General features: G+C 40.9%; 24 protein-coding genes and 1 pseudogene. 17 read left to right on the top strand and 8 right to left on the bottom strand.

Features of this window, described 5'->3' with window-relative positions; all coding sequences use genetic code 11:
- Positions 1-7: 7 nt before the first annotated feature.
- Positions 8-529 carry a DUF6241 domain-containing protein gene (locus NLX67_RS10870; protein WP_052728587.1) on the bottom strand — a complete coding sequence of 174 codons (522 nt, stop codon included), beginning with the start codon at positions 527-529 and terminating at the stop codon, positions 8-10.
- Between the two features lie 944 nt (positions 530-1,473).
- Between NLX67_RS10870 and NLX67_RS10865 the strand changes: the two genes are divergently transcribed.
- From NLX67_RS10865 to NLX67_RS10845, 5 genes are all read left to right on the top strand, one after another.
- On the top strand, positions 1,474-2,301 hold the full coding sequence (locus NLX67_RS10865; protein WP_254311741.1) for a protein-glutamine gamma-glutamyltransferase: 828 nt from the start codon (positions 1,474-1,476) through the stop codon (positions 2,299-2,301).
- Positions 2,302-2,897: 596 nt separating this feature from the next.
- Positions 2,898-3,848: a L,D-transpeptidase gene (locus tag NLX67_RS23040; RefSeq protein ID WP_254311740.1), complete on the top strand. Its 951-nt coding sequence runs from the start codon at positions 2,898-2,900 to the stop codon at positions 3,846-3,848.
- Positions 3,849-3,953: 105 nt separating this feature from the next.
- Positions 3,954-4,277 (top strand): 2Fe-2S iron-sulfur cluster-binding protein, encoded by a 324-nt coding sequence (locus tag NLX67_RS10855; protein ID WP_046180941.1) that lies wholly within the window; start codon positions 3,954-3,956, stop codon positions 4,275-4,277.
- 381 nt (positions 4,278-4,658) lie between these two features.
- Positions 4,659-6,134: a protein adenylyltransferase SelO gene (locus NLX67_RS10850; protein WP_254311758.1), complete on the top strand. Its 1,476-nt coding sequence runs from the start codon at positions 4,659-4,661 to the stop codon at positions 6,132-6,134.
- Positions 6,135-6,384: 250 nt separating this feature from the next.
- Complete coding sequence (locus tag NLX67_RS10845) at positions 6,385-6,591, top strand: hypothetical protein (RefSeq protein ID WP_254311739.1); 207 nt, start codon at positions 6,385-6,387, stop codon at positions 6,589-6,591.
- Positions 6,592-6,692: 101 nt separating this feature from the next.
- Here NLX67_RS10845 and NLX67_RS10840 read toward each other — a convergent pair whose 3' ends face one another.
- The gene (locus NLX67_RS10840; protein ID WP_254311738.1) at positions 6,693-8,222 is read right to left on the bottom strand and encodes an amidase; all 1,530 of its coding nucleotides are present in this window, start codon (positions 8,220-8,222) and stop codon (positions 6,693-6,695) included.
- 513 nt (positions 8,223-8,735) lie between these two features.
- Here NLX67_RS10840 and NLX67_RS10835 point away from each other — a divergent pair.
- Positions 8,736-9,329: a LysR family transcriptional regulator gene (locus NLX67_RS10835; protein ID WP_254311737.1), complete on the top strand. Its 594-nt coding sequence runs from the start codon at positions 8,736-8,738 to the stop codon at positions 9,327-9,329.
- 185 nt (positions 9,330-9,514) lie between these two features.
- On the opposite strand, the gene NLX67_RS10830 is transcribed toward NLX67_RS10835, so the two are convergent.
- Positions 9,515-10,066: a glutathione peroxidase gene (locus tag NLX67_RS10830; RefSeq protein WP_046180938.1), complete on the bottom strand. Its 552-nt coding sequence runs from the start codon at positions 10,064-10,066 to the stop codon at positions 9,515-9,517.
- Positions 10,067-10,877: 811 nt separating this feature from the next.
- Here NLX67_RS10830 and NLX67_RS10825 point away from each other — a divergent pair.
- Positions 10,878-11,192, top strand: a complete 315-nt coding sequence (locus tag NLX67_RS10825; RefSeq protein ID WP_046180937.1) for a hypothetical protein — start codon at positions 10,878-10,880, stop codon at positions 11,190-11,192.
- A gap of 776 nt (positions 11,193-11,968) precedes the next feature.
- Here the strand turns inward: NLX67_RS10825 and NLX67_RS10820 are convergent.
- A complete protein-coding gene (locus NLX67_RS10820) occupies positions 11,969-12,256 on the bottom strand; it encodes a HesB/IscA family protein (protein ID WP_254311736.1) in 288 nt (95 codons plus the stop codon).
- Positions 12,257-12,557: 301 nt separating this feature from the next.
- Between NLX67_RS10820 and NLX67_RS10815 the strand changes: the two genes are divergently transcribed.
- Positions 12,558-12,806, top strand: coding sequence for a hypothetical protein (locus tag NLX67_RS10815; RefSeq protein WP_254311735.1), 249 nt, complete (start codon positions 12,558-12,560; stop codon positions 12,804-12,806).
- A gap of 239 nt (positions 12,807-13,045) precedes the next feature.
- Here the strand turns inward: NLX67_RS10815 and NLX67_RS10810 are convergent.
- A pseudogene (locus NLX67_RS10810) lies at positions 13,046-14,176 on the bottom strand (L-dopachrome tautomerase-related protein).
- A 553-nt stretch (positions 14,177-14,729) separates the two neighbouring features.
- Here NLX67_RS10810 and NLX67_RS10805 point away from each other — a divergent pair.
- From NLX67_RS10805 to NLX67_RS10795, 3 genes are all read left to right on the top strand, one after another.
- Positions 14,730-15,158, top strand: a complete 429-nt coding sequence (locus tag NLX67_RS10805) for an ASCH domain-containing protein (protein ID WP_254311734.1) — start codon at positions 14,730-14,732, stop codon at positions 15,156-15,158.
- Positions 15,159-15,699: 541 nt separating this feature from the next.
- Positions 15,700-16,401 carry a class I SAM-dependent methyltransferase gene (locus tag NLX67_RS10800; protein WP_046180930.1) on the top strand — a complete coding sequence of 234 codons (702 nt, stop codon included), beginning with the start codon at positions 15,700-15,702 and terminating at the stop codon, positions 16,399-16,401.
- Between the two features lie 675 nt (positions 16,402-17,076).
- The gene (locus NLX67_RS10795; protein ID WP_254311733.1) at positions 17,077-17,310 is read left to right on the top strand and encodes an ABC transporter; all 234 of its coding nucleotides are present in this window, start codon (positions 17,077-17,079) and stop codon (positions 17,308-17,310) included.
- 186 nt (positions 17,311-17,496) lie between these two features.
- On the opposite strand, the gene NLX67_RS10790 is transcribed toward NLX67_RS10795, so the two are convergent.
- Entirely contained in the window at positions 17,497-18,501 is a 1,005-nt protein-coding gene (locus tag NLX67_RS10790; protein ID WP_254311732.1) for an LLM class flavin-dependent oxidoreductase, read from the bottom strand.
- 374 nt (positions 18,502-18,875) lie between these two features.
- Between NLX67_RS10790 and NLX67_RS10785 the strand changes: the two genes are divergently transcribed.
- The 3 genes from NLX67_RS10785 to NLX67_RS10775 all read left to right on the top strand — a co-directional run bounded on the left by NLX67_RS10785 (position 18,876) and on the right by NLX67_RS10775 (position 19,830).
- Positions 18,876-19,040 (top strand): hypothetical protein, encoded by a 165-nt coding sequence (locus NLX67_RS10785; protein WP_172645588.1) that lies wholly within the window; start codon positions 18,876-18,878, stop codon positions 19,038-19,040.
- A 155-nt stretch (positions 19,041-19,195) separates the two neighbouring features.
- On the top strand, positions 19,196-19,375 hold the full coding sequence (locus tag NLX67_RS10780; RefSeq protein WP_254311731.1) for a YjzC family protein: 180 nt from the start codon (positions 19,196-19,198) through the stop codon (positions 19,373-19,375).
- Between the two features lie 212 nt (positions 19,376-19,587).
- Positions 19,588-19,830, top strand: a complete 243-nt coding sequence (locus tag NLX67_RS10775; protein ID WP_172645587.1) for a hypothetical protein — start codon at positions 19,588-19,590, stop codon at positions 19,828-19,830.
- Between the two features lie 56 nt (positions 19,831-19,886).
- Here NLX67_RS10775 and NLX67_RS10770 read toward each other — a convergent pair whose 3' ends face one another.
- Positions 19,887-20,735, bottom strand: a complete 849-nt coding sequence (locus NLX67_RS10770) for an AraC family transcriptional regulator (protein WP_254311730.1) — start codon at positions 20,733-20,735, stop codon at positions 19,887-19,889.
- 120 nt (positions 20,736-20,855) lie between these two features.
- Here NLX67_RS10770 and NLX67_RS10765 point away from each other — a divergent pair, with 120 nt between their 5' ends.
- Together NLX67_RS10765 and NLX67_RS10760 are read left to right on the top strand one after the other, a co-directional pair.
- Positions 20,856-21,854, top strand: coding sequence for a Gfo/Idh/MocA family protein (locus tag NLX67_RS10765; RefSeq protein WP_254311729.1), 999 nt, complete (start codon positions 20,856-20,858; stop codon positions 21,852-21,854).
- Positions 21,855-21,866: 12 nt separating this feature from the next.
- Positions 21,867-22,817 (top strand): aldo/keto reductase, encoded by a 951-nt coding sequence (locus NLX67_RS10760; protein ID WP_046180923.1) that lies wholly within the window; start codon positions 21,867-21,869, stop codon positions 22,815-22,817.
- 54 nt (positions 22,818-22,871) lie between these two features.
- Here the strand turns inward: NLX67_RS10760 and NLX67_RS10755 are convergent, their stop codons facing one another.
- Entirely contained in the window at positions 22,872-23,672 is an 801-nt protein-coding gene (locus NLX67_RS10755; protein ID WP_254311728.1) for an NAD kinase, read from the bottom strand.
- Between the two features lie 41 nt (positions 23,673-23,713).
- Here NLX67_RS10755 and NLX67_RS10750 point away from each other — a divergent pair, with 41 nt between their 5' ends.
- Positions 23,714-24,268, top strand: a complete 555-nt coding sequence (locus NLX67_RS10750; protein WP_254311727.1) for a phytoene desaturase family protein — start codon at positions 23,714-23,716, stop codon at positions 24,266-24,268.
- The last annotated feature ends 329 nt before the right edge of the window (positions 24,269-24,597 follow it).

Here is a 24,597-nt window from a genome sequence, read left to right as displayed (position 1 = left end):
CAATAATTCATTCAAAGTTTCTTTCAATATATTTTTCTTCTTCATATGGCGCCAATACTCCCGTAGCTTTACCTACCTCGCCGTCTAAAAGTTGCCATACGGTGTTATGGTCTTGGTCAGCATTTCTGAAATCTCCGGCTTTCCATCGGTTCAAAATGCTCAAATATACGTCTGCATTTCTATATGTATCTTGGTTGGCGAATACCACCTCCATTAAACGGTCAATTCTTTCAGGTGTTATTTGCAAAGCGCCACGTTTTTCATCCGCTTTTACTTTCTGATGGGACATAAAATGAATGGCCTCTCTTACTGAATATTCGTCCATATTCGAAGGGAATTCTTCTTCAATGCTTTTTGCAGTATTAAAAAAATCAGCTCTTTTTTCAGCAGCTTCATTGTTTTCATCGGCAATTTCATCTTGCTCCGGTGTCGATGGAAAAGCAGCACTGAAATAATAAAGGGATGCAGCCGCAATTAATGCGGCAATTAAGCTTCCTAAAACAATGACTTTAACCGTTTGTTTTTTCATAGTTATCGGATTCCTTTTATAGTGGTTTTTAGCCAATCTTTAATCAGCTCCGGTGATTTTAAACTCCCATCAATCTCCGCTCAATTAAATCAGCAGCCGTATTTATTAAATAACCCGATTTTAGGGACTAATCCGAAACAATTCTGCTGTTCTATCGCTAAAGCTACAGTACCTACATCTTCCAATAGGTTCAAATCCTAAATATAAAAATCTAATGTCTTCAAAGCTAGCCACTCATTTTTAGTAGTCCGAATGAAAAATAATCTATGCAAGCAATAATAGCATTTGGAACAAAATAATCCTTCAATATATTCACTCCCACATATTAGTAATATATCACTTTAGAAGCATAATAGATCACCATGTAGCTCTCAACCTTTTTATTAAATAGCCTAAAATCGTCCTAAATGTAGTAGAAGAATGTTTTAGTGGTGCGGTTAGTTCGAGGTCATCGTTATAAAGATATATATAATTGGGCAAAAACCTCAAAAGGGAAAAAGATGCGCCAATCGAACGTAGTGAGAGTGGCAAGGGTGAGCAACTCATTGCGAATCTATTACTTCATTAATGATTAAATGCCGAGAATAAACGGAAAGACTACAGGCTTGTTTGAAGTAGCTGGAGAGCGGTTCATTAGCCGCTTCACGAAGTTTAGTCACCAGTACCTTGTCCTTTTTGATAATGGACCAGTATGAATATTGAAGCAGGAAGCGGTGCAGATCATTAGCAGCTTGGTTATAGGATGAATCTATGGTCAATGTTCTTAGTCCTAGAATCGCAAATGATGGTATAAGGATTAACAATCCAAGTTCTTGGAGTAACCGAACGACAGGGTTCAACTTAAAAAAGGACCGATTTTTTTATTTGTGAAAGCTGCACATTAAAACGATGCTTGAATATTCTAGGTAATAGAATTAATACTCGAACTTGGAAAGAGGTATAGTATGATTCAACTATCAGGGATGCCCTTTCAACAAAGTGACAGGTGGCCGTCTGGCAACATTGAAAGTATGATCATTCAACGGATGAATGAAGATACAGTCGTTTACTCGTATCGATCTATAGACGAATTATCATTTGAGCTTGAGTTACGAAAAAATATCATAGTAAGTGCAAGAGCCATGAATCAAAGCATGATGGAGTTTGAAGTATTTGCAAACTCCCGTTGTAATCCTCAATACTGGGATTTGACACGTACCGGCGGATTCCTGCTGCGTCTTGGTGTAAAACCATCAGAAGCGATTCAAGATATCTACATGAACAGCTCACAATATGCGTTTGAATGTGCCACGGCAAAGGTCATTATCTATTATCATGCGGTTCTAAACGTTATAGGTGAATCCTTATTTAACCGCCTATTTCAAAACATCTATTTATACAGCTGGCATGCGGATCCTGACCTCGGGATAAAAGCAGCGTATACAGGCCATTTTTTGCCTGGAGATGTCGTCTATTTTGAAAATCCGGACTTCGATCCGCCAACCCCTCAGTGGAGAGGAGAAAATGCCGTTGTTCTAGGAGATGGTACGTATTTCGGACATGGATTAGGAATAAAGACAGCTGACCAAATGATTCATGCTCTGAATCAAATGAGAATCCCGGGGACAAATCAATCAGCCTACCGGACAAATATAGTTACAAGACCATCTTTTAAAAAGTTGGCGAAACTTTCGATGGCGCAGCCAGATTATTCGATTCATAAACCTCAACATATGGTCGCCCAGCACCACGAAAGTTCAATTCCATTTGATCGATATGTGTTCTATTTATAATCGCCAGCCCAAAAGTGTTGGTTTAACATAAAATTCGATCAAAGTACGGATGAAAACGTTGATTTATCAATAAATAAAAGAATCTGTTTTTGAAAAAAATTGATGAAAAATAGGGCGATTCCACTTCATCTTAGAAAAAGAGACAACAAAACTTAATAGGACAGAAAAAAGCTCTCATGATCAAATGAACTTTTCAAAATCGTCTCTTTTTGAGGGGATTTTTTTGTGTTTAACGATACTGACTTTTTATTTAAAACGCAGGGGGAAATGATATTTTGTTGTTCTTTATTAAGAACTGATGATATAATTTTGTTCATTATAAAGAATGAAAACTCGGAACATGTATAGCAGTGAAAATCAACTTAAGGGCCAAGGCACTTTATATAAAAGAAGTGATCATTCACGAAAAAACGAAGAAAAAATAAGCGAAGTAAACAAGATAAGGAAGAAAAAATCTTCATTTACTTCGGAGCGGTTTGTGAGTCATCGATCTGCTTTAAAACAAGTTTGAGTGTGTAAGGAACATAGCCGGGCTTCATTTTATCGCCGGCAGGATCTTCATGCACCGGCATTAAAAGAAGCAGGAGGCGAGAAAGGTGAAGAAACCTCAAAATCTCCATATACGTGTAAGAAATGCAGAATCAAAAGCAAAACAGGGGCAATCGAGTAAAAGATTGCTGGCTTTACTGATCTTTTTCTCTTGTTTATTTCTTTTGTATACCACATTTGTTTTAGATCATTATTTTTTTCACTTTACAGACACGTTCACGGAAGAAAACGCTGCCGATGCCTCTAAAGCAATACATGATTCTGGACCTGTGTACGAGGGAAAAGCAGTTTCACAGCAGGGAACGAACATTGCTCAAAAAGGCGGCGCATTGCTGCCGGTTGATGTAACGAATCGAAAGCATGTGGAGTGGCTCGTTGTAAACAGCGCGATTGTGCATTTTTATGGAGAAAAAAAACGCTATCCTGTTTCGCTTGAGGAGTTAGCGAGGTCGTATCCTAATAACTGGATTTCGTATGTTCCTAAAGGAATGACATACAAACGAACGAGCCGAAGCTATACTCTTTTTTTAGCAGGTAATTCTCTTGATGCTCGAAAAGGACTGGTGGAAATTCTCGTTTATCCAAGTGTGCACAAATTGGCGCTTTCCTTTCATGGCAGACCGATTGCTGTTTATTCGGCAGCTACAGGAAAAAACGGAATGCCGTTTTCCTCTTCATATGTAACAGAAAGAGTAGTGGAACCGAACGGTCCAGGCTCCCCGTTTGGCACTAGAGGGCTTGTACTGGAACAACAAGTAGCCATACATGGAACAAACAAGCCTTCTTCGGTCGGGAGAAGTGTGTCAGGGGGCTGTTTTCGCTTGTTGAATGACCATATTGAAGAGTTGTATCCATTTGTCCCAAAAGGAACACTTTTAAAAATATCAGACGGTGCTCCTGCTGCTTTGTCCCTGCCTGGAGCAATTCCGCTTGTGTTAACGGGAAAATCACTGGAAGGTGAAAAAAACCCAGGTACCCGGTATAATTGGCGAAGATAATGAAAGATGGAATTAGTAAGGATTGGAACAGCTTTGCATAAATTCTTTAATTAAGTCGATTTTATTAGTAACAATTAAAATTTTTTTCTAACAGGAGATGATAATATGCCCAAATTAACGGTTTCAGGGCTGGACACGTTTGAAGTTGAAACAGGAAAGAAGCTGGTGCTGGCGTTAGAAGATAATGGTGTAGATATCCTGCATCGATGCGGCGGCAAAGCCAGATGTACAACGTGCCGAGTAGAAATATTGGAAGGCAACTTTGATGATTTAACCAATATCGAAAAAAAAGCATTTGATGAAAAGGGATTGGTTGATGATCATATACGTTTATCTTGTCAAGTTCGGGTAAATGGTGAGATGACTGTCCGCCCCATTATGACAGTGCAAAACAGCGGCATGGATCCAGGTCCAAGACCGGCTGAATAAGCTGTAAAAGGATTATGTGCTGCTGCTTGGTTCGCACTAACAATTTGATGAAACGTCATCGATACGCACTAAATAAAGGAAGCCGTTTTGATGACCAAGAGATCGCTGGTTTGGACGCACCAGGAATGATACAACAAAAACCCTTGCAAATCCTTACCGGCAAGGATTTGCTGTAAAAGATTACTTTATTAGAGGCGATCTTTTTTGCTTTTTATTTCAGTTCATTTAAAGGGCGTCATCCATAGTTGGAAAGGGTATAATGACTTAGAAGAAGCAGACACTAATCGGGGCTGCCTTGCGTTAGAATGAAATGCCGTGATTTATGTGTATGTAAAAAAATATTCGGAAACAAAAAGACAAAAGCAGAAGAAGGGGGATATGATGACACAGAAAAAAGAAACGATCAAAACAGGATGGAACTTCGATAATCGTTATGCCCGTCTGCCGGAATCCTTTTTTGCGCGTCAAGACCTGAATCCTGTACGCTCACCGAAGCTGGTTATGCTCAATGATTCGCTGGCGGCATCATTAGGATTAAACGCCGAAGCGCTGCAAAGCGGGGAGGGCACAGCAGTATTTGCGGGTAACCGGGTTCCGAAAGGCGCTTCGCCGCTTGCCCAGGCGTATGCAGGTCATCAGTTTGGGCATTTTACGATGCTAGGGGACGGCCGGGCTTTGCTGCTTGGCGAGCAGATCACGCCCCATGGTGAACGGGTTGATATTCAGCTCAAGGGTTCAGGCCGGACGCCTTTCTCCCGCGGAGGAGACGGAAGGGCCGCACTTGGGCCGATGCTGCGTGAATATATCATCAGCGAAGCGATGCATGCGCTCGGTATTCCTACCACCCGCAGTCTGGCCGTTGTAACAACCGGTGAGACGGTCAGCCGCGAAACGGGACTGCCAGGTGCGGTTTTAACCCGTGTGGCGGCCAGTCATTTGCGTGTTGGCACGTTTCAATTTGCGGCAAATTGGGAAGGCGGGAAGGGGCTCCAGGCATTGGCTGACTACGCATTAGAGCGTCATTATCCAGACATTGAAGCGGATGAAAACCGCTATCTTTCGCTCCTTCAGGAAGTGATCAAGCGCCAAGCCGCACTCATTGCCAAATGGCAGCTCGTTGGCTTTATCCATGGAGTGATGAACACCGACAACATGACCATTAGCGGAGAAACGATCGATTATGGCCCGTGCGCCTTTATGGATACGTATGATCCGGAAACGGTATTCAGTTCCATTGATGTTCAAGGCCGCTATGCGTATGGCAATCAGCCGATGATTGCCGGGTGGAACCTCGCGCGATTTGCGGAAACCTTATTGCCTCTTCTCGATGAAAATCAGGAAAAAGCTATCGACCTGGCTGAGGGTGCGATTTCAGATTTTTCTGCGTTGTACGACACTCATTGGCTCGCCGGAATGAGAGCGAAACTTGGACTATTTAATGAAGAGCCGGAGGATAAATCCCTTGTTGAAGACCTTCTTGGTATGATGCAGAAGAATCGTGCAGACTATACGAATACCTTCCGCGCTTTAACGTTTAATAAACATGAAGATACGGTTCTGTCTGGAACCGAAGAATTTACTCAGTGGAATGAGCGGTGGCAGGCGAGACTAGGTCGGCAGGAGGAATCGAAAGTCTCCTCAGCTCAGTTGATGCAAAACAGCAATCCTGCGGTCATTCCCCGGAACCACCGGGTAGAAGAAGCATTGGAAGCTGCAGTGGAAAAAGGAGACTACAGTGTGATGGAGCGGCTGCTTGATGTTCTTTCAAGCCCCTATGCGTATTCGCACGAACAGGATGATTACGCCAAACTGCCTCCGCAATCACTTCGTCCTTACCGAACCTTTTGCGGAACCTAATATAAGGAGCATGAGGGACGGCTCTTTCTGCCCCCAGTCGGAATCATAAAAAATGATATAAATCCATCTTGCGAAAATAGCAAGGTGGATTTTTTGTGGCTGAAATGATTTCCCTGAAAAATGGGGTATTTTCCTGCCTTGCTTCCTTCTGTGCTTTATTGATTTAACGGAGTGGGGGACTGACACCAGAATATCATCTCTCCCGCTTTTTTACATAAAATGATGAATATAAAATAAGGGAGCAGAAAGGTTGAAGAAAAGCTATCTCGATTTTTCAGCAGAGTCTGGTATAGGCGGGACCCATCCTGGTGGTTTTTCTTTGACCAAAGAAATCTTCTTAAGCCGCCTTGATCTTCCAATAGGGGCTTCCATTCCCAATTCAAGCAATGACATTGAAAGATTTGATTACGTCTGCACCCGTCTTTCAAAAAGGAATGTCGCATATTCATTTAGGTGATAACTTTACACGAATCTTTTTTAGAAATTCTGAATACAAGCATACTTTAATAAATATGACTACTCCCCACCTTTCGGATGGGGAGTAGTCACTGGTTATAGTTATTTAATTAGAATTGGTGCAACTCTATGTTTAGTTGCTTGTTCATATGCATAAGCCATACCTATAAGACTAGGTTCACTCCACATTTTACCAAAGAAGGCCAGAGCAAATGGGGAGCCATTTTCGTAATAGCCGGCCGGAACTGTGATCAGTGGCAACCCGCTGATATTGATTTCAGAGATAGTTGTTGATTTTACAATTTCAACTTGAAGCGACGGAATCGCTTCAGGCATCTGAGGAAAAACGAATCCGTCTAACTCATGTTGTTCCATCACCGTATTAATGATGTGCAGCAACTCCGCTTTCACTTTATCAAATTCCTTCAAATCTGGCAAAACATTTGGATCAGCCGATGCTGTTTCAGCATTGATGATATCAGAAACTAAACGTAATGGACCTCCTTCTGCCCAAGGAACTTCGCCTGCTTTTTCAAATACGCTTTTAATAGAAAGTTCTGGATTTAAATTTTTAAAGTATTTTTCAAGGTCATGAAAGAAGGTTTCCATTCCGATAAATCCATTCTTTGACTCCATGTATTCAGCAAAACCTGTCCCGGCAAAAGGATCGGTTATCACTTCTGCACCTTGTTTTTCTAATTCCTCAATGGCAAGAGCATACAGTTCTTGTGTTTCTTTTGAAAGTTCTTCTGTACGCCAACCGGGTCCATACAATCCGACTCGTTTTCTCTTAAGCGATGTCGCATCAAGGAAAGCTGGGTATCCAGCTTCAGGAATATTCCCTTTAGCAGCTTCTGTTTTAACGTCCTCTTCAGAATATCCAGCTATTACATTGAGCATAATGGCAGCATCTTGAACGGTACGAGCGTGAGGTCCTAAAACATCTCTGGTACTGCCTGCAAGGGGTGTCACTCCAGTTGATGGAATTAATCCAAATGATGGCTTAATTCCAACCAATGATTGAGCTGCAGCAGGAACCTGGATCGAACCCGCCGTTTCTTCGGCTACACCAAGAACAGCAAAGTTACCTGAGACAGACATAGCAGTACCACTGCTGCTTCCGCCAGGTGAAAGCTCACGGTTTACCGCATTATAGGTGGGACCATTCCAACTATTGTTTGCATTATAGGCACAGCTGAAGGCAGGAATATTTGTTTTTCCAAGAATGATGGCACCCGCTTCTTTTAGTCTTGTTGTAACGAGTGCATCCTTTGCAGGCATTAATTCAATTCCTCCGCTGCCTTTGCTAAGAGGAGCCCAGCCAAATGTAGACGGGTATCCTGCAACATCGACGGCTTCCTTAATGACAATTGGTATTCCTGCCAGCGGTCCGAGTGTTTTCCCTTCTTCACGCAAACGATCCATTTCTTTTGCTTCTTCTAAAGCATTAGGATTCATAAAGGTAAAAGCATTATAAGTATCCCCGAATTGCTCTATTCGATTTAGAAATGACTCAACAACCTCCTGTACCGTAAATGCGCCCTCCTGATATCCTAATAACAGTTCATTCACGGTCACTTCTTCAAAACGAAAATCTTCTTTAGTGGATTTTAGTAAGGTACTGTTTTTCAAATGCTTTACCCCTCTCCATTGAATGAATTGTTTGAGAACAAAATCACAGCCTTCACTCAAGCTGGAATTTTTTCTCGCTTTTCTATCTTATATTTGTTTACTATTTTTAAAAATGAAATTGGTAGATAATCTAACACGGAAAATAGATGAGTTTTATAAAATTCCAAGCCGATGTCAATTAAGGCCTGGTTTTGGAACCTTTTTAATTATTGAGGCACTATTTTGCCGAGGAATTTATTACATTGTTATCCAAATCATCTATTTTTCAATTTTTATTGCTGACTGAAGATTAACTTGAAAAAAACGTGTGCATTCTTTTCCAAGAGATAAGCTCTGCATGTTAATAAAAAACCTGTTAATTTTTATAACAAGCTTACACTTATTCTCAAGGCAGCAGCGCTATAATGGTGTATTAGTTAATAGGTCCTTACCACTAGAAAGAAATGAGCTTAATGCCGGGGTATTCATAATATTTATATGTGGTGCCACTAATAGAAAGAAAGGATACTTTATATGGATATTGAATCCCTGCAGTCCTTTATTATGGTTGTTCGAGAGAAAAGCATTTCGAAAGCCGCACAGTCCCTTCACATTAGCCAACCGACTTTAAGCTCAAGAATTCATAAATTAGAGCAAAATCTAAATTTTAAACTGATCGAAAGGAGCTGGAAGGGCGTAGAACTAACCAGGGAAGGAAAGTATTTTTTGCCTTATGCTATTGAATCTTTTCACAATATCAGTAATGTTAATACTGTTTTAACAAGTATTTTAAGCAAGGAAGTAAAGAGAACGTATCAGGAAGTAGTTAACAACCCTGATCAGCTCCAAATTGGAATTGAATCATGGTTAGCGCCATGCTTTATCAAATTTATTCTGGAGGAGCTGAAAGAGATGCCAGAAATAAAGTATAAGATTATTACTCATCCTACACCCATTATTATGGAGGTGCTGGAATTAGGAGTCCTGGATTTGGGGATATTTTATGGTGGTAAAGAACGGATTAAACAACTTTCTGCCCCAATCATTGAAGATGAAATGATCCTTCTCTATAGTTCAAAAGAGCGGGAAATTAAAAGTGATTTTTCAAACATGCGGTACATGATCTAGAAGCATTCATGAAGAATCCATCCTGCGAAAGAGGCAGGATGGATTCTTCATGTGTGAAATACTACCATACTGATTTTCACCTCAGCCGCTTTTTTACATAAAATGATCCATGTAAAACAAGGAATAGTTTAGATAGAAAAAACAAAAGAGCCTGAACCAGTGATTCTGCTCAGACTCTTTCTATTTTATAATAAAGCTTCAATATCTTTTTCAATATCAATAATGTCGGTAGTGGCTTCAAAACGATGAAGGACATTGCCATTTCGATCTAATAGGAACTTTGTAAAATTCCATTTGATTGAATCACCAAGCATATAATGCGGAACTTTTTCGCTAATAATAGAATTTAATATTCTTGATACTGGATGAAATTGGTTAAATCCTTTAAATGGCTTAACCGCAGTTAAGTAATTAAATAGAGGATTGGCACCTTCATCTCTAACTTTTATTTTAGAGAACATTGGGAAATCGACTCCATAATTAAGCTTGCAAAATTGATTAATATCTTCATTACTTCCAGGTTCCTGATCATCGAAATGATTGGAAGGAAACCCTAATATAACAAATCCTTTATCCTTATATCGAGCGTATAATTTTTGTAAATCTTCGTACTGATATGTAAATCCACATTTACTAGCGGTATTTACGATCAGAACAACCTCCCCTTTGTACTCTTCTAATGAACGTAAATTACCATTTATGTCTGATGCTTGAAAATCAAAGTCATAGATACTCATGCTAGTTCTCCTCTTGTTGTATTTTTTAGGTCCGTGGACCCATTATACTATATAATCTTTTTGAACGCCCGTCTAAAGTAATGTTCATATAGTATTGTTCTGAAAGACCTGCTGTTGCACTGTCTTACCTCTTTTATCATGGGTATGATAAACCGGTGGGTAGAGAACGACACAATCTTTTTTCATTTCTGCTACTTTTTAATTGATAAAAGTTTTATCTTTGCAGGCATTCAACTTTTGAGACACTGAAATAGTAAGTTGCATCTTCATAGGGATTCTTCAAGTACGTCGTATAATTTTTTCAATTAGTCTAAAAGATAACGTATAATAAATTTTATTAAAAGGACATGTTCAGAGTGGGAAGCAGCTTAAGCTGGAATTCAAAGAGTATGTGGCTGGATTTTGAATCATATAAACAATACAAAATAAGGGCTTCTTGAACTAACAGGCAGCAATAATTGAAGCAATGGGTTGCTGCGGCAGCCCATTTTCTTGTTCCACTAACAGGCAGGGAGTTTAGGGAATGGTAACCAATAACCAAGCATGAATGAACCTTCCACAGCTTATTGCTGGTATAATAGGATACGTAAAATAACGGAGGAGAAAAGCAGTATTACTAAAAATATATAGCTGAACGACTGTTAATCCGTAAAGATGAGAAAGTTGATAAAGATTTTACTTATTCTTATAATTTACCAACGAGTGCACGGCCTCTATATACTTGAAAATGGATGCCACATATCGTTGGGACATAGATACACTATTTCCATAAGTTTACGATGAAGTAAAATGAAAAAAGGAGGAATACATTATGGGAAGAGCAGACGTGATTAGTAGTAGAGCCGAACAAGAACATAATCGTTTCATATTTCTAGGTCGTTACTATGCCGATGACTTTAACAGTGATAAATCAGGAGATTTTGTATTTATACAACGCTTAGAAGTAAAGGGGATTAATGGTGAAATAAAAGGTTCAACCCAATTTAATGAATATTGGTCTAACGCTAAGAACAAAGAACAAGTTAAGCAAGTGATAAATAATTCGGTTACTGAATTTATAAAAGCAAATAGTTTGAAATTAATGTTAGAAAAATATAACGTAGCAGAAAGACTAGGGGAGATTTAAATGTCTCTCCTTATATAGCTGTTAGTTAAGAAACAACTGTTTGATAAAACTAGCATGAAAACGAATTCAATTGGGAACAAGAAATAAAAAATGAAACTAAAAAACGCATCCTATAAGAATAGAAAGAAAGGCCAGCCAAATATAATAGGCTGACCTCAGCTTGCAGACAAAGTCTTCATTTTAAAGGCGATGTCTGCAGGCTTTTTTTGTCTAATCGAAACATCAAAACCTTGTGGGGGAATTTGTAGGTTGTCGAACCGATCGGGAAATTATTGGAATAAACTGGAGGTTATCGCGCTCAACCAGCTTGTGCCGGTATTTAAAGGCGATAAAAGAGTTGTTACAACATTTTCAAGATCTGCTTTTCTTTTATACTGGTCATCTCTAACCCTATGTTGATTTGTCTTACGGGTATCGTGTGCTCGACTTTTATTGGCGGATATTTCTCAGGCATTATTTAAGTATCGCACGCCTATCAAAAAAGACTTTGATGGTGTCATCGACTTTGAGAAAGCTATAGCAAACCCAGCGGATCCGGATAGAGAGATTCTAATTTCTGGTTGCGACGATCATATTCACCCTAACTTTACTAGGCACCAGGCAATGGAAAATGCTATGAATCTCTCCGCTTTTAAGCCTTCAGCAAGTATAAAACATTAAGGTCCTATCTATTTAAATGCCCCGGTTTATGTTAAATGAAAGGGAATTTTAACTTTTATTTTCGATTGGTCTAAATAATTTGTTCAATAACAAAAAAATAAAATTGTTCCAGACAATTAAACTGAAACTAAAGGATTGGGATTATTGATCATAAATCCATCGTCTTTAAAATCAATTTCTGTGTTTTTAATGAGATAAATATCGGCAGGGTTAATAAGCGCACGAAATTCATCAAATTCAATGATCGTATCTTGTTCTTTTTTATGTGAAGACAAGCTTAAGTCATATTCCATTTCATTACAGCACCTGCTTGTCACACGAAATGTTAAAAATGTTTCTATTCCTGTATCTTCCTGCATCATTTCCTTAATTTTTTCTTGGGCTTTTTCTGTGATCGTAAACATTTTTTCTCCTTTGATTTCTTTAATTCGATACTGCTGACACTTAATAGAATACGAAGTGTAAACACCTTTTTATATGAACTCTTACAAAGATTATATCACGAATTTTGGTAATTCAAGAAGACGATTATCTTTAGATGTAAATATAGTCTGGAAATAGTTTCGATTTGTTCCTAGTTCAAAAAATTTCTTGTTTATATATAATGTGAAGGGGTAACGGTTAATTTAAAGAGAAAGATTTAGCAGCTTGATGTGTGTCGTACGGTGATAGCTAGTCCTTATTTTGCTAAAACAGGAGGATACTATGGAGAATGCGAAAAAAAAATTTGTCACACCGACAGAAGCCATCGAAGCGGTAAACGAAGGAGCTATTGTTCGATTTGAGAGGAAGGATGGCTATTCGGAAATTAAAAAAAAGAAAAAGAAATATGCATTTACCGTCGCCGCCAATGACAAACCGCCGCTTACTTATTATGGAGACATGCGAAACCTTAAAAAAACAGTGAACGGTCCGAATTGCAGGGAGGCTCTTTATCTCGTGGAATTCGATTGAGCAGAAACATAATTTTTTAAACCATTGAGTCAAGGTAGAGGACAAAATATACTGTTCTTACTTTTAAAAAAGACAGCCATTTATTTGGTTGTCTTTTTTGTTTCTCAGTAGAGAAAAGGAAAACCCCAGTGTAAAACATGAATTTGTTAATCAGCTAATTGAACCTGAAAAGAAAGCAGCCGCTACAAAGGCAGTTGCTTTTTTGGGGAATTATCTGAGTGAGTTTTGTTTAAACATCGTTATTTAGCATAAAGATACGACTTAACACCTTCCCCAACATATGCTTTCCAAATGATTAAATTGTATGGATAGTCCCAATCGATTTCAGTCCGGTTTCATTCAAACATTTGGTGAAGCCGGTTGTTATTAAAAATGATGGATCCTTTTTGATCAAACGCTACTCCATCTACCCATAACATAAAGTCATCGGACAAGAATTCACTGAAACGTTTCGATTCAGGAGCGTAGACGCCAATTCCTTTTCCTTCCAGCATCGTGTAAAATACATTTCCTTTATTATCTGCATGCATCCCGTCTGTAGTTGTCCCTTTGCTGCCAAGATGCTGTACGGAAGCTTTGAGCTGTTCTAACGGTGTGCTGAAATCCCTTAATAATTTCGTGTCGACCGCATATAAATTCCGGTCCGTCACCTGGCAATAATAAAGAGTCGAACGGTCAGCAGACAAGGCTATTCCATCTGCACCTATTTTAATGGGTCTGTCTTTAAAGACCGGTTTATTGTCAATTTCAAAAACAAAGTCAGGAAAATCCTGCGTGCTGTAATGTCTGTCGAGTACACGCCGGAATTTTTTTGTATTCATGTTATACACAATGATCGCGCCAGCAAGCGGATGATCCGGTCAGCCATTTCCGGAATCGGTTATATAAACGAAACCATTCTTATTATCGACTACGACATCATTTAAAAATGAGTTTCGATAGGGTGCGATTTCATTCGGTATTTTGATCGATTGGATCATTTTATTTGTATTAAAATCCCATATAACGAGCTTTTGGGACCCTTCTGGAGAAGGAGCATAAGCTATTTTTCCTTGGTCCAAAATCCACATCCGGTTATGCTCGTCAATTTCGTAGCCCAGTACAGATTGCAGTACGTTCACATTTCCTGCTTGATTCCAATCCCAGCTTGGAAATGCTTCTAACAGCGGCTTTCCATTCTTCATGACAATTCAGTTCATCGTAGCAGGAATGCCATGAGCCCACCGCGGCACCGAAACATAATAGTTTCCTTGTTGATCCACCTTAATTCCAGCAGGCATCGCTCTTTTCCAATACTGACTCGCTTCAAACTGCTGCTTCATGCTGCTGTTAGGGAAATTCCAGTTCAAATGGTTCCAATGAAAAATCATCTGATACCGCTCTTTGTCTGCGCTCTTTAGAGCATGATCCTGCCGCGTGTATGAATTCGGTTCAGTGGTTTTTTGCCCATATGGAATTTGTTGGTCTATCCTTTGTTGGTACGGAACTTGCTGATATGGGGCTTGTTCATACAGATTGAACTGTTGAAAGTATGGTTGATACGGCTGCTGGTAGTATGCATACATACATTTGATAAGGTAGTGGCTGACACCGATTATTTTGATAATGAAGCGATGTTAATTGAGGATAATACGATCGTTGTTCATCTTTTTGGAAATCCTTTGATTCACCTGATTCAATACCCTGCATGTAACACTGCCGCCTCCATTACAATGATATTCACCTGCTTGTATAGATATATTCCACTAGGGGGAAAAGGAGTGGGCGAAAGGTTTAGTAAATAAATGTGAAACAGGATTTAAAACGCTGTCGTTTTTATTAATAATCGTGCTCATTTGATTTTTGCTTATGCTTATAATATTTCTTTACATGGACACTCTATAGGCAAAGTACACTTTCATAGGTTGGATGGAGGCCGGTAGAATGAAGGTTTTGTCAATGATCCAGCCTTGGGCAAGTCTTTTTGTCCTTAGAGAGGCCAAATATGAAACAAGGTCCTGGAAAACGAATTATCGGGGACCTTTGGCAATTCACACAAGTAAAAAAGTGGATAAAGACACTCTTAGCTATGCGGCGATTCAGTCGCTGCTAGGTAAGCATGGCTATACAAAAGAGAATCTTCCCACTGGCAAAATCATTGCTGTATGCAGGCTTGAAAATTGTTTAAGGGTAACTGAAAACAACGAGACATGGGCAGTACTGGAAGATGGACAAGTCGTATCTGGCAATGACTATTTTTTAGGGGACTTTAAAGTAGGTGGCTATGCTTGGGAAGTTCAGGATATGAAGATGCTGGATGAATTTATTCCAGCGAAAGGACAGCTTGGATTATGGGAGCATGTTTTAAAATGATAGATTAAGTCCGGAAAATGGATCTGGAGTAAAAATTTTTCTCAGTTCTTAAAAGGCAAAGATTTTGCCAGGGTGAAGGTGACTGATTCGAAACCGATGGATTTGAGTGTAGCGCGTGGAGGGAAACTTGTAAAAGGCGTATAAAAAAAGCGGCTTAATGAAGTGACCCCAGAAAGGTAGACAGGTTATTTATTAAGCAGCTGGTTGGGCATGAGTCCGGTATTGTACCGGGCTCATGCCCTATATTTTTGTCTTAATGCGCTTGTGATTGTAGTACTCGATATTATTGTGCCAGTTCCAGCTTAAAGTGCTCGATATTCTCAAACTCATTCTGTGAACCATACTTCAATTATGTAGAATGTGGAAAGATGCCGGTAAAGTTCATATAAAATAAACTTGCTCAATAATATCATTTTTTATGATTTTCCTTGCATGCTGCTCTCTGCGTTTTATTGATTTAACGGAGCGGGACTCACATCCCAGCATCACATTTGCCGCTTTTTTACATAAAATAATCCATGTAAAACAAGGAGGGAAAAGAGTGAAAAAAAACTATCTAGATTTTTTAGCGGAGTTTGGTATAGGCGGGGCTCACCCTGGTGGTTTTTCTTTGACCAAAGAAATCTTCACAGGCCTTGATCTCCCAACAGGGGCCTCCATTCTAGAAATCGGCTGTGGCACAGGACAGACGGCGGAATATTTAGCTGCTGCGTTCGATTGTACGATCACAGCTATTGACAACCATTCCATCATGCTGGAAAAAGCAGCAGAAAGACTAAATCAACGAAACGTTGTTGTGCAATATGGAAATGCTGAGCATTTGCATTTTCCTGATCAAACCTTTGATTTAGTCATAGCGGAGTCTGTTATTTCTTTCACTTCCTCGATCGATCAAACGCTCCATGAAATGTCACGTGTCTTAAAAAAAGAGGGAGCGATGATTGCGATTGAAATGACAGCAGACAGACCGCTTTGCAAGGAACAAGAAAGAGAAGTTAAGCATTTATATGGCGTTTCGGCCATCCTTACAGAAGAGGAATGGATGGAAAAATTTAAACGAGCTGGCTTTGATTCTTCCGATCTCTTGAAAACAGCCAATACGTTTAATGAAGAAATCCTTACAGAGATGCGTCTTTCAGAAAACATTAGTGAAGAATTGTATGATATTTGGGATGCACATCATGCCTTTATAAGTCAGCCTGACCTGCCTTTAAGTTACCGAGTCTTTTATTGTCAAACATGAACGATTACACGCGTTGAAGATCACCATTTTTTAAATAGTAGAAATTATAGTTAAATAAGCAGTTTTAACATAAAAAGACGGACAATTCCAATGCGGTATATAGCGCTCATAAAGGCTGACATGCTGTTTGTTTTGGAAAAGCTCGTCTTTATTTTGAGGGTTAGTGCTTCGGATCCATTATAAGAAAATAAGCGAATCTGTTCTTGTGAAAAGTATGAGTTCGCTTCCATATGAAGACCGAGAGCCTGACGACTTATGAAAGAGTTTAAATGTTTCCAAGACATAAAGAAGTGGCTTGGGCTCTAGTATTTTGAATAACAAAATGAAAAGACTTTGTGATATTTATTTTACTATCTTGCAAAAACAGCAAGATGGTTTTTTTATGCCTGAAATTATATTCCCCTTAAAATGGGCTCTTCTCCTTAGTCGGACGTTTAAAAGGAAGATCAGAAAGTCTTGTGGAAAATAAACCATTGGATCTTAGGCACTTTCCAATAGTTGAAATCATACAATGCTGTAGAAAAAAATGGTTAAAACAAGAAATAATGGGGCGCCCCATGTTCTTCGTATGAGAGATTTATTTGAGCCTTTTTGTGTGTTTTGCTTAAACAAAGTCTCAAGCATCCGCATACTATATTGTGAACAAACATTCCTTTTGAAAGGGGGTGAAATTCTATGAATAATGGGCATTCTTCATATAGTATTTTTGAAATTTTCCTTGGATTTTTAACGGGTGTAGTATGGCTGCTGCTGCCAACATCGGGGATAATATCTGATTTTGTTGTATTACTTGACATAGGAAGCATTGGTACTATTTTAAACATCATTATTGCAATCGTTGGCTTCCTTGCTTTTCTTCTCTTTGGAATATGTATCTTCAAGAGAATGTGGCGCTATTGCTTTAGGTGAAAAAGTGGATGTCAATGAATGACTATAGTCTTGGCAGCATCTAATTTTGTTAAAGCATCCTAAATACTTGTTGACAGTCTCTTTACAAGAGGTGTTTTTTTAAAATTATTTCCTCGTTCAGCCGCACTTGGTATGAAGAACGAAAAGCAAGCGCCTCTTGTGAGAGAGGGCTTGCTTTTTGCATTTTTACATTTCTCCGTCAACCACTTCTTTTAAAATCTTATACGATCGTTTTTGTTTATCCTGGTCATACATGTAAGAGACGGCCATAATTTCGTCCGCATTATATTTTTCTTGGAACCTTGTCAGTTGTTCCCGTACGGAATTTTTACTTCCGATCAGTGTTACACTCGACATGGAGGTCGCCATTTGTTTCTCCGGCTCGCTCCATAACTGATTCATGTTTTCGATGGGAGGACTTAACGGTGTTTGAGAGCCGCGTACGACATTCAAGAAAAACTGCTGCATCGTGGTCGATTCAAATTGGGCCTCTTCATCACTTTCCGCTGCAATCACATTCAGGCAGACGATCATATAGGGAGCGTCCAGGTATTGGGATGGCTTGAACCGATTGCGATAAATAGAAGTGGCTTCCTCTAGATATCTTGGTGCAAAGTGAGCAGCAAATACATAAGGAAGGCCTAATTGGGCTGCTAAATAAGCTGAATCCGTCGAAGAACCGAGGATGTAAATTGGAATATTTGTGCCGACACCTGGATACGCTTTTACATAACTTTGAAGCTCTTCAGGCCCAAAATACGTAAGCAACGAATTGACATCGTCAGGGAATGTATAAACAGAGTCATGCTGTGATCTTCTTAGTGCGCTTGCGGTCTTCATGTCGGTACCAGGCGCCCGTCCAAGGCCCAAATCCAGACGATCTGGGTAGATCGTTGCCATCGTTCCGAATTGTTCGGCTACGATTAAAGGGGAATGGTTTGGCAGCATAATTCCGCCAGACCCGACACGTATGTGTTCGGTATTTTCCAACGTATGTTTAATTAAGATAGAAGTGGCTGAACTCACAAGTGTTGACGTATTGTGATGCTCAGCAATCCAATAGCGTGAATAGCCCATTTTTTCAGTCGCTTGCGCCAAATCGACCATAGCATCGATGGCTTCTTTCGCCTCCTGTCCTTTGCGAATAGGGGCCAAGTTTAGGACTGATACAGGTATTTGTATATTTGTCATTTCGTTTTGTCCTTTCTGGATGAAGTGTCCATACTATCGTAACAGTAGGAACACTGGAAGCAAACTTAAATGCTTAGAAAGAAATTTATTTGCAGCATTTATTGGCTTATGTTTTTCACAATAAAAAGAATGTATTCATTTTTATTTCGTACAGAAAAAAGAACGCTGTTTAGGAGTTCTTCATTTAACATGTTTTTATAATTTGAAGCGATTATAACATCGATAGGTCGAATTAAACTAAATGCTGAAAGATTAACAGAAATAAACTATTAGCAGCAATCACGATGAAAGAGAGACCGCTTTGCGTGTATATGAATAGAAGAATCGGGAAAACTGTCGGTGATTCACTACAATTAAAAAGGAGGGATGGTCAGATGGTGAAACGTAAAGCGGCAAGAGATGCTGTGGAAAAATATGCAAAAACACCGAAGAAAAACATTGAGGAAACAGATTATTCCGCTGAATTTGCGGCCGGGGAAGATCCAATGAAAGGGGCAAACCGCAACTCTCAACTGGGCCGGAAAGGCAGAGGCAAGTAAAGACTGTCTGCCAATTGCGAAGATACTGTTAAATACGACCCCTCTTATGTGTTTGAAGTAATCACACGATAAGTGGGTTTTTTGCAAAAATTATTCATACATCAGATTGTTTCCGGACAGGCTACAAGCGTAATCACGAAGAAGGAGTGAGAGCATTGGGGCAGAACAATCAATTTAAGCATGGACAAAAAGCGCCAAACAATGGATTTTATATAGAAATTGGCGAAAAAGGAACCACGGTGAACGACCCGCAAAAAATCAAGCTGGAAGCGGGAGATCATTTCCCGGAAACGACCAATCATAACCGTGTTTGGACCCACGCACCAAAACCATAATAGCCGCATTAAAAAATGAGCCCGCTTGGATGTGCTAATTTCAGCGCTGACAAGAGGGTGCTTTTTTATAGCTTGAACAAACAAGCTTTGAAATGGACATGCACCTTCTCCTATGAAGAAAGAAGCGTTAAAAGTTTAACGGCATATATGGATAGTGAGACGCATAAACTGGATGATTAGAAACAAACTATTCTTTTAGGAGAGAAGGGAAGTTGATGGATGTGAAAGAAGATGTTGAATTTATTAGAGACATTATGCAGGACAAGCTTGAAGAATTAAATGAACTGATCGAATCGGGAGGAAAGCTTAGTCCGAGAGTCGAAATGACTTTTGCCATAGGGATTCAAAGCCTGCTGAACCAATCGATTCAAAAAATAGAAAAAGAGCGACGTCAAAGCCCGCCTGCCGCTAAAAAATCTGAATATGAATCTCTTTCGTCCATCGCAAACAAATAACGTTAAACAGCAGACAAAAGCCTTCCTAAAATGTCCATTAGGAAGGCTTTTGTCCATCACTCCTGCATAGCTGTGCCATGCAGCTCGCGGTACTTGGTCGGCGTCAGGCCTTCTTGTTTTAAAAAAAGCTTGTTAAAATAGCTTGTACTAGGATAGCCTGTTTTTTCGGCAATTTCTTTTATATTCATATCGCGATGATCGAGCAGCCATTGCTTGCTTTGCTGCAGGCGGCATAACGTAATAAAAGACATCGGCGTCATATGGGTGGCCTGTTTAAATAGACGGCAGAAATAATACTTGCTGACTTGGGCTTCTTTGGCCCAGTAATCAAGATCAAACGGCTCGCATGCCTGCTGCTGCATAAGAGGGAGAAGCGCCCCGATCCGGCTGTCATGCTCTGGCGTTTTTTCAGTATTCCACGGCTCTGCATTTGTCATAAATCCGGCAAGGAAAGCGTAAGTCAGCGTGGACAGCTGGGATAAGTGTAAAAAACTATGGGTTTCCGCTTCACTGAGGGTGTGTTCATGCAACTCGATGAGCAGGGGCACATCATGAATATGCCAAAGGGAAAACCGGTGAAAGCCCCGGCCTGATAAAAGAGAGCTCAGTCCTTCTCCATAAAAATGAACCCAGCGGATGCTCCATGGATCTTCTTTGCTGCTGTAATACTTCTGCTCCTGCATCGGAAAATAGAAAAACGCGTCTCCCCGCTTTAAACAATAGACCTCTCCTTCTTTCTCTACAAAACCCGCTCCCTCCACCACAAAGTGAATGCTAAATGTCGTCCACGTGCCCGCTTTGCGGTCTACATAATGATTCCACTCTTCCCAATACCACCCGACTGATTCAGGCAGAATCATATAGCGGGAGTCCTGCAGCATTGGCAATAAATATTGTCTTCGCAATTCATCACGTCCAATCGCAATATTCTTTCAGATTATGAGCAAAAAGCTTCTATATCTTATTGGTTTTCTCTTTTGTATAATGACAATATCATATTAAGATAGAGAAAGGGAGAGGGGAAAATGGAAAAAATTCGATGGGGTATCCTCGGTTGCGCAGGCATTGCAAAACGAGCAGGTATTCCAGGTATTCAGCAGTCTGAAACGGGAATGGTTAAAGCCATTGCCAGCCGCAGAATCGACAAAGCAAAAGAAACTGCCCAAGAAATGAACATTGAAACAGCGTATGGAAGCTATGAAGAACTGCTCGCTGATCCTGACATTGATGCCGTGTACATACCGCTGCCGAATCACTTGCATAAAGAATGGACGATCCGGGCGGCCGAAGCGGGCAAGCATGTGTTATGTGAAAAGCCGGCAGCCATGAATACGGAGCAAGCAGAAGAAATGAAAGAAGCATGTGAAAAAGCGCAGGTGCTGTTTGCGGAAGCCTTTATGTACCGCTATCATCCCCGTTACGCAATGATTCGTGACATCATTCAATCAGGTGAAATCGGGGACATTCGCAGCATACATGGAACCTTTATGTTTAATAATGCGGATGATAAAAACAATGTCCGCTATAAACAAGAATGGGGAGGCGGTTCGTTATATGATGTGGGCGTGTACCCAATCAGTGCCGCACGTCTTATTCTCGGGCAGGAACCGAAAGCCGCCACCGTTCACGCATTTTTTTCACCTGAACATGGTGACGTGGATATGATGGCGTCCGGCATATTGGAGTTTGAAAATGGGGTCACCCTCACTTTTCAATGCGGCATGTGGGCTCACTTTCAAAATGAGCTGTCCATTGTCGGCACAAAAGGGCGGATAGACATACCTTCTGCTTTTGTTGTTCAGCAAGATGAACAGGATCACTTTTTTGTATCGACAGAAAATGGACGGCGGCAAGTAGAAGTGCCAATGGTCAATCAATACGCCCTGCAGGCAGACGTACTCGGGCGCGGCATTCAAAGTCAGGAGCCTATCCCGTATGATGCTTCGGATGCTGTTTCTAATATGCGCGTTTTGGATGCCTGCTTAACGTCTGCAAGAGAACAACGACGAATCGAATTAAAATAGGAGGAGTTCAACATGAAAAAGATTTCCATTCCAGGACTAACAAAACCGGTCTCTGCGCTGATTCAGGGATCCGATTATTTTTCGCCGGATGTGTATGAAAAAGTAAGCGCGGTACTGGACCGATTTATCGCGATCGGCGGCAATACGATCGATACGGCTTACGTCTACTGCGGCGGTGAGAGTGAAGTGGCGATTGGCCAATGGCTGAAAGAACGACAAAATCGCCAAGACGTCTTCATTTTAACGAAAGGGGCTCATCCGAAAGGCGATAGTGGACCTCGCGTAAACCCCGATGCCATAGCAGAAGATCTTTCGACAAGCCTTGAGAGACTTGGAACGGATTACATTGATTTATACGCACTGCATCGCGACGATCCGGCTGTTCCGGTTCACGTCATCATCGACGCACTGAATGAACATCTTACGGCTGGACGCATAAAAGCGATTGGCGTTTCCAACTGGAGCGTGCAACGGATCCAGGAAGCAAATGAGTACGCGGCATCTCAAAATGTAACCGGATTCACATTCAGCAGTCCGAATTTGAGCCTAGCAAAGCCAAACGAACCGTTCTGGCCAGGCTGTATTTCAGTGGATGAAGCAGATATGAGATGGTACGAGGCGAATCAAATGCCGGTTTTATCATGGTCGTCACAGGCACGTGGCTTTTTCACCGGCCGTTTCACCCCGGAGGACCGGAGCAACGAAGACCTTGTCCGCGTTTTTTACAGTGATGCCAACTGGGAACGGCTGCGCCGCGCCGAACAATTGGCAAAAGAAAAAGGTGTCAGCCCGATTCAAATTGCGCTAGCGTACGTACTCAATCAGCCTTTTCCTACATGCGCGCTCATCGGGGCTCAAAATGAAAACGAGCTGCTTTCTTGCAGAGAAGGCGCAGACATTGTGCTGACACAGGAAGAAATCAACTGGCTGGAGCATGGGGAGAAAGAATATAAATTTGGATAAATGGACACAAATACAAATACGAAAAAGCGGACCGAAAAGGGTCCGCTTTTTTTTTCACAAAAACGTCCGCTGCACTTTGTGCCAGAACGAATTGTTTTTCAATTTGACTGTTTTAATGATTTTTCCAGACATCTCGATTTCAATGTTTTTTGCATTGTGTACACTGAGCGCTTCATTATCGAGACCAATAATCGGGTAGTCGTTGCCGTCTTGCACAATGCTTAATGTCAGCTTGCGGCTGTCGCCTAAAATAAACGATGAGCCGAGTGTGCGGAACTGGTTGTTGTTGAGCGAGGCAATTTCGCTAACCTGCATACATGGAATACGCGGATCGACAACGGCTCCGTTCAGCGACCGGCTGTATGCGGTGCTTCCTGTCGGTGTCGACACGACAATGCCATCACCACGGAACGTTTCAAAGTGAAGATCATCGATATGTACGTCGATCACAAACGTTTTGATAATAGAAGAACGGACTGACAATTCATTTAAGCATTGGAAATGGGTATGACCGTCCAAATGCACGTCAATGACCGGATAGCGGCGTACTTCCACGCCAGCCGTTTGAATCGCTTTAATCATCGCGTCACGATCGTGAATGTGAAAATCGCAATAAAGGCTCGCTTCCACTTCATCTGTCACCCCGACATACAGGCAGTCATCACGAAAGCCGGATTTCCGCACCGCCTGCAAAAACGCCCCGTCTCCGCCAACTGCCACAATGATATTCGCTTCCACTGAGCTGTCGACAATTGTAAATCCTTGCTCTTGGGCAATCGCTATGAGCGCTTGGATATCGTCTAATTTTCCGGGATCTTTTTTATAGGAAAAAAACATATTTCTTCTTGATTCCATTGATATAAGACTCCTTTATCGTACAAGATACATCCATTTTAATGTATAATTACGGCAATAGTAAAGGAGGACGCTGTGATGAAAAAGCGATTGTCATCGGCGCCGGACTCGGCGGTTTGTCGGCCGCTATTACCATGCAGGCAAAAGGGGCCGATGTGACCATTGTAACAGCAACGTGTCGGTTAATTGAAGAGCGCGACCGGCCGTCTTATCCGGACAAAAAACTCGACCGGTTTGAGTCTTCGATTTCAGCTTTTGTGATCCTGGCCGGCAAAAAAGAACGGCTCACACATTTGCCGCATCATCAGGTCATGTTCACAAACGATTATCAAGCCAAATTCCGCCAAATTTTCCATGAAAAGCGCATGCCGGATGACCCGACCATACACATAAGTCACAGTGCGGCGACTGATCCGGATGTAACGGACGGCAGCAATCTGTTTATTCTCGTCAATGCGCCGGCTGCAGACGTAGATACCGAACGTTATAAAAAAATAATTTATGAGCGGCTTTTTTCATACGGCATTGATGTCGGCATTTCCGATTATGAACAAATCATAGCGCCTCGGGATATTGCCCGGCGTTTTTCTGCATAATAAAGGAGCGCTGTATGGCATTTCCTCCCATCGCTTAAAAGACTCATTTTTGCGTCCGCGAAACGGTCATCCGAATATCAAAAACATTTATTACGCTGGCGGGACGACACATCCCGGCGGCGGCAGCCCGATGGTGACATTGAGCGGACTGAATGTGCCTTTTTGATCGATCGGTTAAAAAACAAAGTAAACGTAAAGCATTGGAATACACAGGCGAATAAAGGGAAAAAGGCTGTCTCCACTAATGAGAGACAGCCTTTTTCTTTGGGTTTTTGGTCGTCAGATGAACGGATCGTTCGCTTCTTATTTGAAGGTAAGGTACGCATTGA

This window comes from Domibacillus sp. A3M-37, from assembly GCF_024213455.1.
Lineage (GTDB): Bacteria > Bacillota > Bacilli > Bacillales > Domibacillaceae > Domibacillus > Domibacillus tundrae.
Note: the sequence above shows the minus strand (reverse complement) of the source record. Positions and strands in the feature narration are given on the sequence as shown.

Bases quoted from the DNA above. Each gene is read 5' to 3' on its own strand.
- NLX67_RS10870 (WP_052728587.1), bottom strand. From the start codon at position 529: ATGAAAAAACAAACGGTTAAAGTCATTGTTTTAGGAAGCTTAATTGCC.
- NLX67_RS10865 (WP_254311741.1), top strand. From the start codon at position 1,474: ATGATTCAACTATCAGGGATGCCCTTTCAACAAAGTGACAGGTGGCCG.
- NLX67_RS10855 (WP_046180941.1), top strand. From the start codon at position 3,954: ATGCCCAAATTAACGGTTTCAGGGCTGGACACGTTTGAAGTTGAAACA.
- NLX67_RS10850 (WP_254311758.1), top strand. From the start codon at position 4,659: ATGACACAGAAAAAAGAAACGATCAAAACAGGATGGAACTTCGATAAT.
- NLX67_RS10835 (WP_254311737.1), top strand. From the start codon at position 8,736: ATGGATATTGAATCCCTGCAGTCCTTTATTATGGTTGTTCGAGAGAAA.
- NLX67_RS10830 (WP_046180938.1), bottom strand. From the start codon at position 10,066: ATGAGTATCTATGACTTTGATTTTCAAGCATCAGACATAAATGGTAAT.
- NLX67_RS10825 (WP_046180937.1), top strand. From the start codon at position 10,878: ATGGGAAGAGCAGACGTGATTAGTAGTAGAGCCGAACAAGAACATAAT.
- NLX67_RS10820 (WP_254311736.1), bottom strand. From the start codon at position 12,256: ATGTTTACGATCACAGAAAAAGCCCAAGAAAAAATTAAGGAAATGATG.
- NLX67_RS10815 (WP_254311735.1), top strand. From the start codon at position 12,558: ATGGAGAATGCGAAAAAAAAATTTGTCACACCGACAGAAGCCATCGAA.
- NLX67_RS10805 (WP_254311734.1), top strand. From the start codon at position 14,730: ATGAAGGTTTTGTCAATGATCCAGCCTTGGGCAAGTCTTTTTGTCCTT.
- NLX67_RS10795 (WP_254311733.1), top strand. From the start codon at position 17,077: ATGAATAATGGGCATTCTTCATATAGTATTTTTGAAATTTTCCTTGGA.
- NLX67_RS10790 (WP_254311732.1), bottom strand. From the start codon at position 18,501: ATGACAAATATACAAATACCTGTATCAGTCCTAAACTTGGCCCCTATT.
- NLX67_RS10785 (WP_172645588.1), top strand. From the start codon at position 18,876: ATGGTGAAACGTAAAGCGGCAAGAGATGCTGTGGAAAAATATGCAAAA.
- NLX67_RS10765 (WP_254311729.1), top strand. From the start codon at position 20,856: ATGGAAAAAATTCGATGGGGTATCCTCGGTTGCGCAGGCATTGCAAAA.
- NLX67_RS10760 (WP_046180923.1), top strand. From the start codon at position 21,867: ATGAAAAAGATTTCCATTCCAGGACTAACAAAACCGGTCTCTGCGCTG.
- NLX67_RS10755 (WP_254311728.1), bottom strand. From the start codon at position 23,672: ATGGAATCAAGAAGAAATATGTTTTTTTCCTATAAAAAAGATCCCGGA.
- NLX67_RS10750 (WP_254311727.1), top strand. From the start codon at position 23,714: ATGTATAATTACGGCAATAGTAAAGGAGGACGCTGTGATGAAAAAGCG.